General features: G+C 62.2%; 13 protein-coding genes. 3 read left to right on the top strand and 10 right to left on the bottom strand.

Going from position 1 to position 14,353, the window contains the following annotated elements; genetic code table 11:
* Positions 1-66: 66 nt before the first annotated feature.
* Positions 67-1,290 carry a TetR/AcrR family transcriptional regulator gene (locus ATN38_RS27400; RefSeq protein WP_039972781.1) on the bottom strand — a complete coding sequence of 408 codons (1,224 nt, stop codon included), beginning with the start codon at positions 1,288-1,290 and terminating at the stop codon, positions 67-69.
* A 338-nt stretch (positions 1,291-1,628) separates the two neighbouring features.
* Between ATN38_RS27400 and ATN38_RS27395 the strand changes: the two genes are divergently transcribed.
* The 3 genes from ATN38_RS27395 (at position 1,629) to fadD5 (ending at position 5,079) form a co-directional block, all read left to right on the top strand.
* The gene (locus ATN38_RS27395) at positions 1,629-2,618 is read left to right on the top strand and encodes a nitronate monooxygenase family protein (protein WP_063315059.1); all 990 of its coding nucleotides are present in this window, start codon (positions 1,629-1,631) and stop codon (positions 2,616-2,618) included.
* Entirely contained in the window at positions 2,615-3,394 is a 780-nt protein-coding gene (locus ATN38_RS27390) for an enoyl-CoA hydratase (protein WP_218749071.1), read from the top strand. Before ATN38_RS27395 ends, ATN38_RS27390 begins: the two co-directional genes overlap by 4 nt.
* 95 nt (positions 3,395-3,489) lie before the next feature.
* Entirely contained in the window at positions 3,490-5,079 is a 1,590-nt protein-coding gene (gene fadD5, locus ATN38_RS27385) for a fatty-acid--CoA ligase FadD5 (protein ID WP_218749070.1), read from the top strand.
* Positions 5,080-5,136: 57 nt separating this feature from the next.
* On the opposite strand, the gene ATN38_RS27380 is transcribed toward fadD5, so the two are convergent.
* The 9 genes from ATN38_RS27380 to ATN38_RS27340 all read right to left on the bottom strand — a co-directional run bounded on the left by ATN38_RS27380 (position 5,137) and on the right by ATN38_RS27340 (position 14,315).
* Positions 5,137-5,616 carry a nucleoside deaminase gene (locus ATN38_RS27380; RefSeq protein WP_209911245.1) on the bottom strand — a complete coding sequence of 160 codons (480 nt, stop codon included), beginning with the start codon at positions 5,614-5,616 and terminating at the stop codon, positions 5,137-5,139.
* Between the two features lie 77 nt (positions 5,617-5,693).
* Positions 5,694-8,237 (bottom strand): ATP-dependent Clp protease ATP-binding subunit, encoded by a 2,544-nt coding sequence (locus ATN38_RS27375; RefSeq protein WP_003945604.1) that lies wholly within the window; start codon positions 8,235-8,237, stop codon positions 5,694-5,696.
* A gap of 297 nt (positions 8,238-8,534) precedes the next feature.
* A complete protein-coding gene (locus ATN38_RS27370) occupies positions 8,535-9,404 on the bottom strand; it encodes an esterase/lipase family protein (RefSeq protein WP_374104629.1) in 870 nt (289 codons plus the stop codon).
* Positions 9,405-9,430: 26 nt separating this feature from the next.
* Positions 9,431-10,372, bottom strand: coding sequence for a triacylglycerol lipase (locus tag ATN38_RS27365; RefSeq protein ID WP_007726972.1), 942 nt, complete (start codon positions 10,370-10,372; stop codon positions 9,431-9,433).
* Between the two features lie 105 nt (positions 10,373-10,477).
* Positions 10,478-10,816, bottom strand: coding sequence for an Lsr2 family protein (locus ATN38_RS27360; RefSeq protein ID WP_307848877.1), 339 nt, complete (start codon positions 10,814-10,816; stop codon positions 10,478-10,480).
* Between the two features lie 264 nt (positions 10,817-11,080).
* Complete coding sequence (locus ATN38_RS27355) at positions 11,081-11,233, bottom strand: hypothetical protein (protein WP_167548962.1); 153 nt, start codon at positions 11,231-11,233, stop codon at positions 11,081-11,083.
* A gap of 225 nt (positions 11,234-11,458) precedes the next feature.
* On the bottom strand, positions 11,459-12,970 hold the full coding sequence (gene lysS, locus ATN38_RS27350; protein WP_003945834.1) for a lysine--tRNA ligase: 1,512 nt from the start codon (positions 12,968-12,970) through the stop codon (positions 11,459-11,461).
* Positions 12,971-12,981: 11 nt separating this feature from the next.
* Positions 12,982-13,485 carry a DUF1772 domain-containing protein gene (locus ATN38_RS27345; RefSeq protein ID WP_042451953.1) on the bottom strand — a complete coding sequence of 168 codons (504 nt, stop codon included), beginning with the start codon at positions 13,483-13,485 and terminating at the stop codon, positions 12,982-12,984.
* Positions 13,482-14,315 (bottom strand): NAD(P)H-binding protein, encoded by an 834-nt coding sequence (locus ATN38_RS27340; RefSeq protein WP_218749068.1) that lies wholly within the window; start codon positions 14,313-14,315, stop codon positions 13,482-13,484. The genes ATN38_RS27345 and ATN38_RS27340 overlap by 4 nt, the downstream gene beginning before the upstream one ends.
* Between the last annotated feature and the right edge of the window lie 38 nt (positions 14,316-14,353).

Below are 14,353 nucleotides of genomic sequence, written 5' to 3'. Positions count from 1 at the left end.
GTGAACGCCTTGCGATCACGAACCTACCCGCGATACGTGAAGTCACACCTACTGTTTCGGGCGGGACTACCCGAGGAGCGTCGCGGACAGCAGTTTCTCGACGCGGGCCTGCGCGGAGTTCTCCGAGGAAAAGTGCACAATTCGGCCGATGTCGAAGACCAGTCCGAGCGCCGCGTGGACGAGGAACCGCGCTTGGACGATCGTCAACTCCGGACGCGCCTCGACACACAAGTGCGCCCACTCCTCGACGTTCAAACGCTGAATGTTGCGCAACTCGGTCCGTGATCGATCCGGCAAGCTGCCGATCTCGGCAAAGTACACGGCCAACAGTTCGCTGGTTCCGAACGAAACCTCGACGTACATCTTCGCCAACGTCTCGACGGCCGCGAGAGGAGTCTCCGACTCAGCCAACGCCGAGCCCAACGTCATAGTCAGACGATCGGACGCACGGTGGAAGGCCGCAGCAAGAAGGTCGGCCTTGCTCGCGAAGTGCCGATACACACTCGACGCGTTGATACCCGCCGCGGCACCGATCTCCTCGATGCTCACGTCGTGGTAGCCACGCTGATAGAACAGCAACACTGCTTCCTGAAGCAGCACTTCGCGTTTCGACGTCCGTACGAGGCCTGTTTTGCGTTCGGACGCCCCTGCCCTCGCGCCGTCCTCCTCGGCAGCGGGCAATTCGACGCCGATGACGGACCAGCATGCCGCAAGAATCAGCGCTTCGATCTGCTTGGCGGACAACGCGGATCGATGACCGGTGATACTGGCGATCACACTGAGCACGGCGGGCGCGATGAGTTCTACATCCGCCGGGTCGAGTTCCGGACGAACCGCTGCCAGCGGCTCGGCGATCCGAAGATTGAGCGTGCGCATTCCCACCCGCAATTGCTCACGATCCTCGTCGACCAGATACCTGCCCTCCCATCGGTAGAGCCCTCCCCGGCGCCGATTCTCGATCGTCGCGCGGATGACACCCACCATTGTGGAGTTCAACTGCTCGCGTGGATTTTCGTTTCCGTGCACAGCTGGATCGCTGGCATCCAACAACGCCTGCGTCAGGTTGTTCACGGTGTAGACGAACAGGGCGTATTTCGTGGGGAAATGACGATAGAGGGCCGGACCGGAAATTCCGACCTTCGCTGCGATCTCGTCGATGCCCACCGCGTGGTAGCCACGTTCGCTGAATGCTTCCGCAGCAGCGGCCGCGATTTGCGCCTTCCGATTCTTCGGACGCGTCCGTGGTGCAGGGTCGCCGCCACGCACGGAGACGCGTGTCTGTCCGGGCACCTGACCCTCCACTTCCGTTGCTTTCTCTTGCACTGCCTTCGTCCGCTGCACCGCACTTCCACGGGCGCGAGTCCGAACGGATCATGTTAACCGTCGCGAAGGTCGCAATTCGCGCCCGGTACTGCTTCACCCGAAACCCTACAACGCAGTTGTAGCGGCGGACGGATTCCGAAAAAGAGTCTTGACACCCGCTCTCTCAGCGGTGTTATGTTAGTGACGATTCGCACAACCTCGCACGTAGTCCGCTGGCGGGCTCGTTCCCTGCGGCGTGAAGTTTTCTTCGCCCGCAAGAGGGTTCGATGCCGAATGACCGACCGTAAGAAAGTAGTTGTGAGCAGATGATTCGCACTCGCTTCACCGAAATGTTCGGCGTTGACCATCCCATCGTGCAAGGGGGCATGATGTGGGTGGGACGAGCAGAACTTGTTGCGGCCACGGCAAATTCCGGCGCCCTCGGGTTCTTGACGGGCCTCACCCAACCCACACCGGAAGACCTCGTCAAGGAAATTGCTCGAACCCGCGATCTCACCGACAAGCCTTTCGGCGTCAATCTCACTATTCTGCCGTCGATCACGCCGCCGCCGTACGCCGAATACCGCCAGGCGATCATCGAATCCGGGATCAAGATCGTCGAAACCGCCGGTTCCAATCCGATCGATCATCTTCCGCATTTCAAGGACGCGGACGTGAAGGTTATCCACAAGTGCACTGCAGTTCGACATGCGGTCAAGGCCGAGAGACTGGGCGTCGACGCCGTCAGCATCGACGGCTTCGAATGCGCCGGGCACCCAGGCGAGGACGACATACCAGGGCTCATTCTGATTCCGGCGGCCACGCAGCAACTCACGATTCCGGTGATCGCTTCAGGCGGAATCGCAGATTCACGTGGACTCGTCGCGGCGCTTGCGCTCGGAGCAGACGGCGTCAACATGGGAACTCGCTTCATGTGTACCGTGGAATCCCCTGTCGCACAATCGGTTAAAGAGCAGATTGTCGCAAACACCGAACGCGACACCAAGCTGATCTTCCGGACGCTTCACAACACCGCGCGCGTAGCCGCGAATGCGATCAGTGCCGAGGTCGTCGACATCGAAGCACGTGGCGACGCGCAGTTCAGCGACATTCAGCATCTGGTGGCCGGAGCCCGCGGACGCAAGGTCTTCGAGGACGGCGACCTCGATGCAGGCATCTGGTCCGCCGGACAGAGCCAAGGATTGATCAACGACATCCCGACCGTCGCCGACATGATCGACCGCATGGTCTCGGAGGCCGAACACCTCATCACCTCACGGCTTTCCGGATTCGTCACCGCTGTGAGCGCGGCATGACCGCCACCGCCGAGACGGGCTTTCGCTCCGAAATCACCGACGGTGTACTGCGATTGACCTTCGACCGCCCGAAGCGGATGAACGCGATCGATCTGCCCACGATGACTGCTTTCGCAGCTGCCGTCCACGACGGCGGCGCAGACCCGGCCGTTCGCACCATCGTCATCACCGGATCCGGTCGAGCGTTCTGCACCGGAGCCGACCTCGCCGCAGCGGCCGTCAACCCCGCAGACCCGAAAGTCGTCATGGATGCGGCGACGTCGCTGATTCGCGCCATCACCAGCGCCCCGGTCCCGGTGATCGCCGCGGTCAACGGCCCGGCCACCGGCGTCGGCGTGTCCATCGCTCTAGCCGCGGACCTGACGTACGCCGCATCGAGCGCCTATTTCCTCCTCTCCTTCGTCAACATCGGCTTGATGCCCGACGGCGGCGCCAGTGCGTTGGTACCGGCAGCGATCGGACGCGCCCGAGCGGCCGAGATGGCATTGCTGGGCGAGCGAGTTTCCGCCGAGGACGCAGAGCGGTTCGGGCTCGTGTCCCGCACCGTCGCCGACGACGCGTTCGACGCACTCGTCGACTCCGTCGTCGATCGCACGTCGAAGGCTCCCCGACGCGCCCTCGAACTCACCAAGCGCGCACTCAATGCGGCGACACTGGACCGCCTCGATGCTGCGCTGGAGCTCGAAAATACCGGTCAGGCAGAACTTCTCACTGGCGAGGACTTCAAAGAAGGCGCGATGGCGATGCTGCAGAAACGCGCGCCCCACTTCAAGTAATCACTGCGAATTTTCGTTAACAAAACCACTGTACGAATCGACGGCTCACTGTAGCCTGAGTCACACAATCACCCACGCATGAGAGGAACCCATCGATGGCCTCCACCGATGCAGTCTCCGAGGCGCAGCGTTCACGCCGCACCAACTGGAACAATCAGATCGCCAGGCATGCGCAGATGATTCCCGATCGCACCGCACTGCGATTCCTGGGCGATTCCATCACCTGGAGCACCCTCGACGCACGCGTCGAGAAGCTGGCGGACGCTCTTGCCCGACGCGGCGTCAGCTTCGGCGACCGCGTGCTCATCCTGATGCTCAACCGCCCCGAATACCTCGAGGTCGTGCTCGCGACCAACGCACTGGGCGCCATCGCTGTTCCGGTGAACTTCCGTCTGACACCACCCGAGGTCGCTTATCTGGTAAACGACTCCGGCTCCAAAGTCATTGTCGCCGAAGGACCGTTGGCTCCGTTGGCCGGAGCTGCGCGAGCCGCGTCCGAGGGTATCGACATCTCCATCACCGTAGGCGCCCCCGCCGAGGGTGACAGCCTGAATTACGAGGACTTGATCAGCGAAGAGGGCGAGTCGCACGCGTTCGTCGACATCCCGGACGACACTCCTGCACTCATCATGTACACCTCGGGAACCACCGGTCGCCCCAAGGGCTCGGTGCTCTCCCACTCCAACCTGTCTTCGCAAGCATTGACCTGTATCAGGGCCTTCCACCTGTTCAATGCCGATTCCATCGGCTTCTGTGCGTCGCCCATGTTCCACATCGCAGCCCTCGGTTCCATAGCGCCGAGCCTGCAACTCGGCACGACCACGGTGATCCATCCGGTCGGCGCATTCGACCCGGGTCAACTACTCGACATTCTGGAAGCCGAGAAGGTCACCAGCTTGTTCCTCGTGCCCGTGCAATGGCAGGCCGTGTGCGCAGTACAGAAGGCGCAACCTCGAGCACTGTCGCTGAAGAACATCTCGTGGGGCGCCGCACCGTCGTCCGATACGATCCTGCGGGCAATGGCCGAAACCTTCCCGGACGCATTCAATGTCGCGGTCTTCGGTCAGACCGAGATGTCGCCCATCACTTGCGTTCTCGACGGCGAGGATGCGATTCGTAAGCTCGGATCCGTCGGTCGGGTCATCCCGACCATCTCGGCCAGGGTCGTCGACGAGAACATGGACGACGTGGCACCCGGTGAAATCGGTGAAATCGTCTACCGCGGGCCCACGATGATGAGCGAATACTGGAACAACCCCACCGCCACCGCTGACGCCTTCCACGGTGGATGGTTCCACTCCGGCGATCTCGTTCGAGTCGACGACGAAGGCTTCGTCTACGTCGTGGATCGCAAGAAGGACATGATCATCTCCGGCGGAGAGAACATCTACTGCGCGGAGGTGGAAAACGTTCTCTACGAACACGAATTGATCGTCGAAGCGGCCGTCGTCGGTCGCCCCGACACCAAGTGGGGCGAGCTGCCGGTAGCGATCGTCGCGATGGCGCCAGGTTCAGCCGTGGACCTGACCATCGAGGAGCTGAGCAGCTTCCTCAACGATCGTCTCGCGCGCTACAAGCACCCGAAGGACATCGTCGTCGTGGAAGCACTGCCGCGCAATGCAAGCGGCAAGGTCGTCAAGGGTGAACTGCGAGAGAAGGTTCGAGCGGTCGACGCAGTTTCCTGACTTCACACGCAAACGGGCGGCACCTCCAGCGAGGTGCCGCCCGTTTGTGTGTGCCCGTCAAGCACTCGGCGAATGCAACTTCCGATGCAGTTCTCGCACCAGCGGAACCAACTCCGGCACCGGGCCTTCGACCGGGACGTTCGGCGCAACCTCGTTGACGGACAGAGACTTCACCGGCGCCGGGGACACACCCCACTCCGCGAGCCAGTCGCCGAGTTGAGCCGAAGAGCAGATGTAGACGATACGTCCGAGGCCCACCCACGCGTGCGCGGCCGAACACATCGCGCAGTGCTCTCCCGAGGTGAATACCGTTGCCGTCGAACGCTCTTCCGGCGTCAGGTACTGAGCCGCCCACCGAGCCAGCTCGAACTCGGGGTGGCGAGTGTTGTCGCCGCCCGCGATCCGGTTTCGGTCCTCCGCCAGAAATGTTCCGTCGGCCGCTGCCAGGACGGAACCGAAAGGTTCGTCGCCGGCATCCAATGCTTCCGTTGCCAATTCGATGCAACGACGCAGGTGACCCAGTTCGATGTCGTTCATGTGTACGCCCTCTCCCGTGATACACGAAACGGGCGGCACCGGTGAGGTGCCGCCCGTTCGTTACCTACTCTGCTGTACTACTCTGCTGCGCTTTCGCTTTCGCCGGCCTTGGTCAGCTCGATCGGCGGTGCGTCCGGCACGTCGATCGGCTTCTTGGTAGGCGTGAACGTGAACTTCGCGTCCTCGCCCGAGCCTTCGCCGTCCCAGTTCTCGACGTCGACGAGCACGATGTGGCCGGGTCCGATCTCTCCGAAGAGGATCTTCTCGGACATCTGGTCCTCGATCTCGCGCTGGATGGTGCGACGCAGCGGTCGTGCACCCAGTACCGGATCGAATCCGCGCTTGGCCAGAAGCGACTTGGCCTTGTCGGTGACCTCCATGGCCATGTCCTTGTTCTTGAGTGCCGCCTCGACGCGAGCGAGCATCAGGTCGACCATCTGAACGATCTGCTCGTTCGTGAGCTGATGGAAGACGACGATGTCGTCGATACGGTTCAAGAACTCGGGACGGAAGTGCTTCTTCAGCTCGTCGTGAACCTTGAGCTTCATGCGCTCGTAGTTCGACTCCGTGCCCGTTCCCGAGCTGAAGCCCAGGCCGACTGCCTTGGAGATGTCCGACGTACCGAGGTTGGACGTGAAGATCAGCACCGTGTTCTTGAAGTCGACGGTACGTCCCTGACCGTCGGTGAGACGGCCGTCCTCGAGCACCTGCAGGAGGGTGTTGTAGATCTCCTGGTGTGCCTTCTCGATCTCGTCGAACAGCACGACGCTGAACGGCTTGCGGCGCACCTTCTCGGTGAGCTGGCCGCCCTCTTCGTATCCGACGTACCCGGGAGGGGCACCGAACAGACGCGAAGCGGTGAAGCGGTCGTGGAACTCGCCCATGTCGATCTGGATCAAGGCGTCGTCGTCGCCGAACAGGAAGTTGGCGAGCGACTTCGCGAGCTCCGTCTTACCGACACCGGACGGGCCGGCGAAGATGAACGAGCCCGAGGGACGCTTGGGATCCTTCAGACCTGCACGCGTACGACGGATCGCCTTCGAGACGGACTTGACCGCCTCTTCCTGGCCGATGATCCGCTTGTGCAGTTCCTCTTCCATGCGGAGCAGACGAGTGGTCTCCTCCTCGGTGAGCTTGAAGACGGGGATACCGGTCCAGTTGCCCAGAACCTCGGCGATCTGCTCGTCGTCGACCTCGGCAATGACGTCCAGGTCGCCCGCACGCCACTGCTTCTCACGCTCAGCGCGCTGAGCAACGAGGGTCTTCTCCTTGTCCCGCAGGTTCGCAGCCTTCTCGAAGTCCTGCGCGTCGATCGCGGACTCCTTCTCGCGACGCGCGTCGGCGATGCGATCGTCGAATTCGCGCAGGTCCGGCGGTGCAGTCATCCGACGGATGCGCATTCGCGCGCCCGCCTCGTCGATGAGGTCGATCGCCTTGTCCGGCAAGAAGCGGTCGTTGATGTAGCGGTCGGCCAGCGTCGCCGCTGCCACGAGAGCACCGTCCGTGATGGAGACACGGTGGTGAGCCTCGTAGCGGTCACGAAGACCCTTGAGGATCTCGATGGTGTGCTCGACGGTCGGCTCGCCCACCTGAACAGGCTGGAAACGACGCTCGAGGGCAGCATCCTTCTCGATGTACTTGCGGTACTCGTCGAGCGTGGTGGCACCGATGGTCTGCAGCTCACCGCGAGCAAGCTTGGGCTTGAGGATGGAGGCCGCGTCAATAGCGCCCTCGGCCGCGCCCGCACCCACGAGGGTGTGCAGCTCGTCGATGAACAGGATGATGTCGCCGCGGGTGTTGATCTCCTTGAGAACCTTCTTCAGGCGCTCTTCGAAGTCACCGCGGTAACGGCTGCCGGCCACGAGCGACCCGAGGTCGAGCGTGTACAGCTGCTTGTCCTTGAGGGTCTCGGGGACCTCACCGTTGACGATTGCCTGAGCCAGGCCCTCGACCACAGCGGTCTTACCGACACCGGGTTCACCGATGAGAACCGGGTTGTTCTTGGTACGACGCGAGAGAACCTGCATGACGCGCTCGATTTCCTTCGAGCGGCCGATGACCGGGTCCAGCTTGCCTTCGAGGGCAGCTTGCGTCAGGTTGCGACCGAACTGGTCGAGCACGAGCGAGGTGGACGGCGTGCCGGCCTCTCCGCGGGTGCCACCGGTTTCGGTGGGCTCTTTGCCCTGGTAGCCCGACAGCAGCTGGATGACCTGCTGGCGGACGCGGTTGAGATCGGCACCGAGCTTGACCAGAACCTGGGCTGCTACGCCCTCACCCTCACGGATGAGACCGAGCAGGATGTGCTCCGTACCGATGTAGTTGTGTCCGAGCTGCAGCGCTTCGCGCAGACTCAGCTCGAGGACTTTCTTGGCGCGCGGTGTGAAGGGGATGTGACCGGACGGAGCCTGCTGGCCCTGGCCGATGATCTCCTCGACCTGGCTGCGGACTCCCTCGAGGGAGATACCCAACGACTCCAACGACTTGGCTGCGACACCTTCGCCCTCGTGAATGAGGCCGAGAAGGATGTGCTCCGTGCCGATGTAGTTGTGGTTGAGCATCCTGGCTTCTTCTTGAGCCAGGACAACAACGCGCCGCGCGCGATCGGTGAACCTCTCGAACATCGCTCTCCCTCACACTCTCCGGCGGGCAGGTTCGAGACCGGATGTCTCGTCCCTGGTCGCCGCGTTTCGCTCCGGCACTACAGACTGATCGCCTCGCCGGTCAGCGGACTGACGTCCACGAATCGACAAAGGTTGCACGACCCCACTTATTACTCTAGAGGGCGCGAAGTCCACCTGCTGCTCCTCCACCCGATTGGCGGCGGAAGCCGGACTGCTTACCGTTCACAACGTCGCAGCTGAGGGAATCGTTTCCCGGTTCCTGTACGCCTGAAGCGAACAGCGATTTTCGACGCCTGATCAGCCGAATATCGGGAGTACCCGAGCGCACGGCACCTCACGCGGATTCGACGGATCCAGCGCGTTGAGCGTCAGAGTCGCCGTTCGCTGAGACGCCACCAGCGCGATGTGATCCGACAGGTCCTGCTCGCAACCGTCCTGAACAACTATGTTCGACGCGTTCGACGCGGCCAGTATTCCGCTGCTGTACGGAACGACCACTTGATCGAACCGAGTCACGATGTTGGTGTACTCGACGTCATCGGAGTAGACGCCCGCGTCGCGCAGTTCGGTGACGAAGGTGGCGTTGTCGAAATCCGGTCCCCCGATGCCTTCCGGCGGCCCGACCTCCGAGCCGTCCCACAACGGAGCGATGGAGACGATCGTGGAAACCTTCGCGTCGCCGCCGAGAAACTTGACGTAGTACGCACTGACCGTCGTCCCCTGAGAGTGTCCGATCAGGTCGACCTTCGAGGCACCCGTCGCAGAGAGAACGTCGTCGACGAAGTCCGACAGCTGCCCTGCGCTGTCTCCGAGTGGTGCGAGACCGCCGGCTGCGGAAATCGGCCACGGCTGGTCCGTTCGATTCCCGAAGGTGAGCGCAAAAACGCAGTGTCCCTCGTTGACCAGTACGGGTGCGAGTACGCCCCAATTGGTCTGACGGTTGGCCGCCGTCCCGTGCACAAGGACGACTGGATCAGGATGAGCAGCGGAAGGCGTGCACGAGAAGTCGTTGGTGCCAGGGGCCGATCCGCCCGGGTTGGTCGCTTCGAGGGCGATTCCACTGAGGAAACCGGACGGAACGGGAAGAGGTTCGTTCGCCGACGCAAGAGACGGCGCGGACGCGGCCACGGCCCCCGCCACAGCGAGAGCGCCCACGCATGTTCGAATCCCCACCGAAGGCCTCCGCAAATTGATCAACCCACGACGGGCAATACCGAGTTGCACGGTACCGGCCGCTGATGCGCGGGGTCGAGTGCATTGAGAGCAAAAGTCGCGGCGCGCAGCGATGCCGCGATTGCCAGGTGATCGGAGATGTCTTGCTCACAACCGTCCTGGACGACGATGTTGGTGGCGTTCGGCCCAGGCTCCAGCCCATTTGTATACGGCAGCACCAGTTCGTCGTAGCGGGTCGTGATGTTCGTGTAGTGAACACCCGGCGCGTAAACGCCTCCCGCACGGAGATTTTCGATGAACTCCGAGCCTGCCCCCATGTTCAGACATGCCTTGCAGATCGGGAATCCGGCCTGCGCTGCCTCGGATACCCCGAGTTCGCGAAGGCTGCGGCCGACACTTGCCTGCTCGTTTCCGAGCGTCCCCTTCCACAGCGACGCCACCGAGACGATGTTGTCCACTTTATCGGCACCACCGAGGAACTTCGCGTAGTACCCGTTGATGATGGTGCCCTGGGAATGTCCGATCAGATCTACCGATGTAGCACCCGTGGCATCAAGTACTTGATCGACGAAATTCGACAATTGTGCTGCGCTGGAAGGAATTTCCTGCATTCCGCCGATCGCCGACAACGGCCACGGTTGCTCGGGGAAGTTGCCGTATGTCAGCGCGAAGACGCAGTAGCCCTCGTTGGCGAGCAACGGCGCATAGGTGGCCCAGTTGGTCTGCCTGTTTCCACCCGTTCCGTGAACGAGCACAACCGGATTGGGATGTTCGGCAGTCGGTTTACACGAAAAGTCATTGGATCCCGGAGCTGAACCGCCAGGATTTCCCAACTCCTGAGGAACACCGGCAAGGAAGGCATTGGGCACGGGCAGCGGAGCCTGAGCCGAAGCCACGGAGGTGAACCCGACGAGCATCAGAGCGGCAAGAACCACGCCCCCGAACAACCTGTTTCTGTGCACGACCGACTCCTCTACGAGAGATGCGAACCGTGCAGACGCTAACAAACTAGAACGCGTTATCAATCCGTTTCGGCAAAATGCGCCCGAATCCATTCGCGATCCATTTCAGACGGCCTTTTCGTAGGCTCGGCGCACCTCGGTGGAAATACGACCGCGGGCCGAAATCTCGAAGCCGGCCCCCTTGGCCCATTCGCGGATGGCGGCACTCTGATCGCGGTCGGCAACTGGGCGAGACTTGGCCACCGATCCGTTGGCCGATTTTGCGGAATTCGACTTTCTCGCATGGGGAATCCACTTTTTCAGTGCATCGCGCAGTTCCGCGGCGTGGGCGGCGGTGAGATCGATTTCGTAAGCAACTCCGTCGACGGAAAACTCCACAGTTTCGTCGGCGGGCGATTTATTGTCCAGATCGTCAACCATCGTGACAACAACCTTTTTCACCACGACCATTCCTCCCCAGATCCTTCGATAAGCAGCGACAATAGCACCTGGACAAACGTCCTGTCTTGGCTCGCCAGGATGATTGGGACTTCTCGCCGCCGGGTATGCCGATCGACTTGTCTTGCGACAAAGACAGTGCCGATACATTCTTTGCGGCGCATCGGGGGATGCATCCAGACGGGGGAATCATGACAGACGACGACTCGAGAAAAGACCTCTACCGAGCGCAATCTTCGCCTCCAAGAACGGCACTCTCGCCAGCATCGCTTACAGCGGACCCACGAATTTCACCATCTCCGGACGCCCTGCGATCCGGTACACCGCAACCGTCACAAATATCCCGGCGGACAACGAATGCGATCCGCCCTCAGCACAATTCGATGTCGTCACCACACCCGGATACTCCACAGCCGAGGTCATGGTCTTCCTTGTCCAGTCGGATCAGGGACTACCTGACGCACTCAACCAGGGCACGATCGACCAAATCATCGCAACAATTCGAGAGTCCGAAACTCGGGCGACCGCGCATGGATGAATCCTTTGCCGCAGGCGAATGTCGTTGGGAACTATCGAATACCTTGGGAGCGCCCCAACTGAAAAAGGTTCGGCCGCAACATGTGCGGCCGAACCTTGATCGAAGTAAAGCTAGCGAGCGGACGGACGAACGATCGGGAAGAGGATCGTCTCGCGAATACCGAGACCAGTCAAAGCCATCAGCAGTCGATCGATTCCCATGCCGGTGCCGGTGGTCGGCGGCATGCCCTGTTCCATCGCGGCGAGGAACTCCTCGTCCAGCACCATCGCTTCGTCGTCGCCTGCCGACGCGAGGCGCGCCTGGTCGACAAAGCGCTCACGCTGGATGACCGGGTCGACCAGTTCGGAGTAGCCGGTCGCCAATTCGAATCCGCGGATGTAGAGGTCCCACTTCTCGGTGACACCCTTCTTGCTGCGGTGATCACGGGTCAGGGGCGACGTCTCGACCGGGAAGTCACGGACGAACGTCGGCACGTACAGCTGATCGCCGCACTGGTGTTCCCACAACTCCTCGACGAGCTTGCCGTGGCCGTAACCCTTGTCCTTGGGAACCTCGAGGCCGACCTTCTCCGCCAGAGCGAGAAGCTCGTCGACCGTCGTATCCGGCGTGACCTCGGTGCCGATGGCAGCCGACAGCGACGGGTACATCTCGAGAACCTGCCACTCGCCACTGACGTCGTACTCGGAACCGTCGGCGAGGGTGAGGACCTGCGTGCCGAATGCTTCCTGCGCAACTTCCTGGACGAGTTCACGAATCATCTTCGCGGAATCGTCGTACGTGCCGTAGGCCTCGTACGTCTCGAGCATCGCGAACTCGGGCGAGTGGGTGGAGTCGACGCCCTCGTTGCGGAAGTTGCGGTTGATCTCGAAGACCTTCTCGATACCGCCGACGACGCAACGCTTGAGGAACAGTTCCGGCGCGATACGCAGGTACAGGTCGATGTCGAGGGCGTTCGAGTGCGTGACGAACGGGCGAGCTGCCGCGCCGCCGTGCAGCGTCTGCAGCATCGGCGTCTCGACCTCGAGGAAGCCGCGGCTCTCGAGTGCATTGCGCAGCGCACGGACAACTGCGACGCGCTTGCGGGCGTTGTCCCGAGCCTCGGGGCGAACGATCAGATCCGCGTAGCGCTGACGCACCCGGGACTCTTCGCTCATTTCCTTGTGAGCAACCGGCAGGGGGCGCAGCGACTTGGACGCGATCTGCCACGCGTCGGCCATCACGCTGAGCTCGCCGCGACGGGAGCTGATGACCTCACCGTGGATGAAGACGAAGTCGCCGAGGTCGACGTCGGACTTCCAGGCAGCCAGTGCCTCTTCGCCGACGCCGGCGAGGCTGATCATGGCCTGCAGCTGGGTACCGTCGCCTTCCTGCAGAGTCGCGAAGCACAACTTGCCGGTGTTGCGCATGAAGATGACGCGGCCGACGACGCCGACCAGCACACCAGTCGCCGTGTCCGGCTCGAGTTCCGGGTACTCCGCGCGGATCTGCGCGAGCGTGTGGGTGCGATCGACCGAAACCGGGTACGCCTCCTGCCCCTGCGCCAGGATCCGTTCACGCTTCTCGCGCCGGATACGGAGCTGCTCGGGGGTGTCGTCGACTGGCTGGGCTTCTACATCACTCACGGGGTACAAGACTACTGGGCCGTGTCCACCGCGTTTGTTGCTGGTAGCACCGCGGCGACCGCGAGCACGATTCCCGACAGGAAGTACAGCGCAACCCTGACGTGATTCCACACCGTCCAACCCGCCTCGTACGACGCCCATGCGGCTGCATCGGTAGCGCTGACCGAGGCAAAAGCGTCGTTGCGGGGGACGTGGTAGATCGCTGTCACCGCGAAGGACGCGAGCACCCCGACGCAACCGACAACGGCAAGGACCCAGCCGTCCGGTCTGGAGATCGCTGCCCAGATTCCGGCGGCGATCGCGGTGAGCGCCGATCCGACGAGTGGCAGCATCAAGGCGCTCCGCGGTGCTTCGACGTTGATCGCCTGCATCGACGTGATCGCGGCGTGTGCATCGACCGACCGCAGAGCGGGCATTACGAAGGCCGAGAACGCGAACAACGCGCCACCGGCAACGAGCGCGCCGAGCGCAGTCACGCCGACGAGCAACTCCAAGAAGATCTCGGATTTCTTCACGACCAGACCCCCGTTCGAGCAGCCTCGGCGGCAAATGTGGTGAAATCTCGAGCGGGTCGTTCCAGGACCTCTTCGACGACGCCGGTCACACTTTGATTTCGTCCGTCGAGAACCTCGGCAAACAGGTACCTGAGTAACTCCACGACGTCACTCGGGACGCCGACCTCCGCCATGCCGTCGGAAAACTGTTTGAGTCCAATTCTTTCGAATGTCACGAGACGACCCGACGCCGTCGAAATCGCATCCACCGCCGCCGCGAAGGTGAGCAACTCCGGACCTGTCACCTCGAGAACTCGGCCGAGGAGGTCGGTTCGAGTCAATGCGGCCACCGCCACGTCGGCGAGATCGTCGACGTCGATGAACGGCTCCCCCACCTCACCGACCGGAAGTGCCAGGTGGCCTTCCCGAATCGGATCGAGTAGGTACCCCTCACTGAAGTTCTGGGCAAACCAACTGGCCCGCACCACAGCCCATTCCAGACCGCTGTCGGCGAGAACCTGCTCGGCTTTCTGCGCCGCCGGTTCACCGCGCCCGGACAAGAGCACCATGCGACGAACCCCTTCGCGGTACGCAAGCTCCGCGAACTCCTCGATGTGGGTGCTCGATTTCGGAACAGCCAGATCTGGCGCATACGTCACATATGCCACGTCGACGCCGGACACTGCTGGCTGCCACGTCGCCTGATCGTTCCAGTCGAAACGCGTCCCGGATGTTCTCGACGCGATTCGGGTACGGATTCCCACCGCCGTCAGCCTCTGCGCAACGCGCGCACCGGTCTTACCGGTACCACCGATCACTACTGCCGATTGAATGTCGCTTGTTGTCGTCATGCACTCATTCGACCGCGGAGCACCAATACGATCCATAG

The organism is Rhodococcus sp. FH8 (assembly GCF_019266085.1).
Taxonomy (GTDB): domain Bacteria; phylum Actinomycetota; class Actinomycetes; order Mycobacteriales; family Mycobacteriaceae; genus Rhodococcus_F; species Rhodococcus_F qingshengii.
This window is presented reverse-complemented; position numbering and strand designations above follow the sequence as displayed.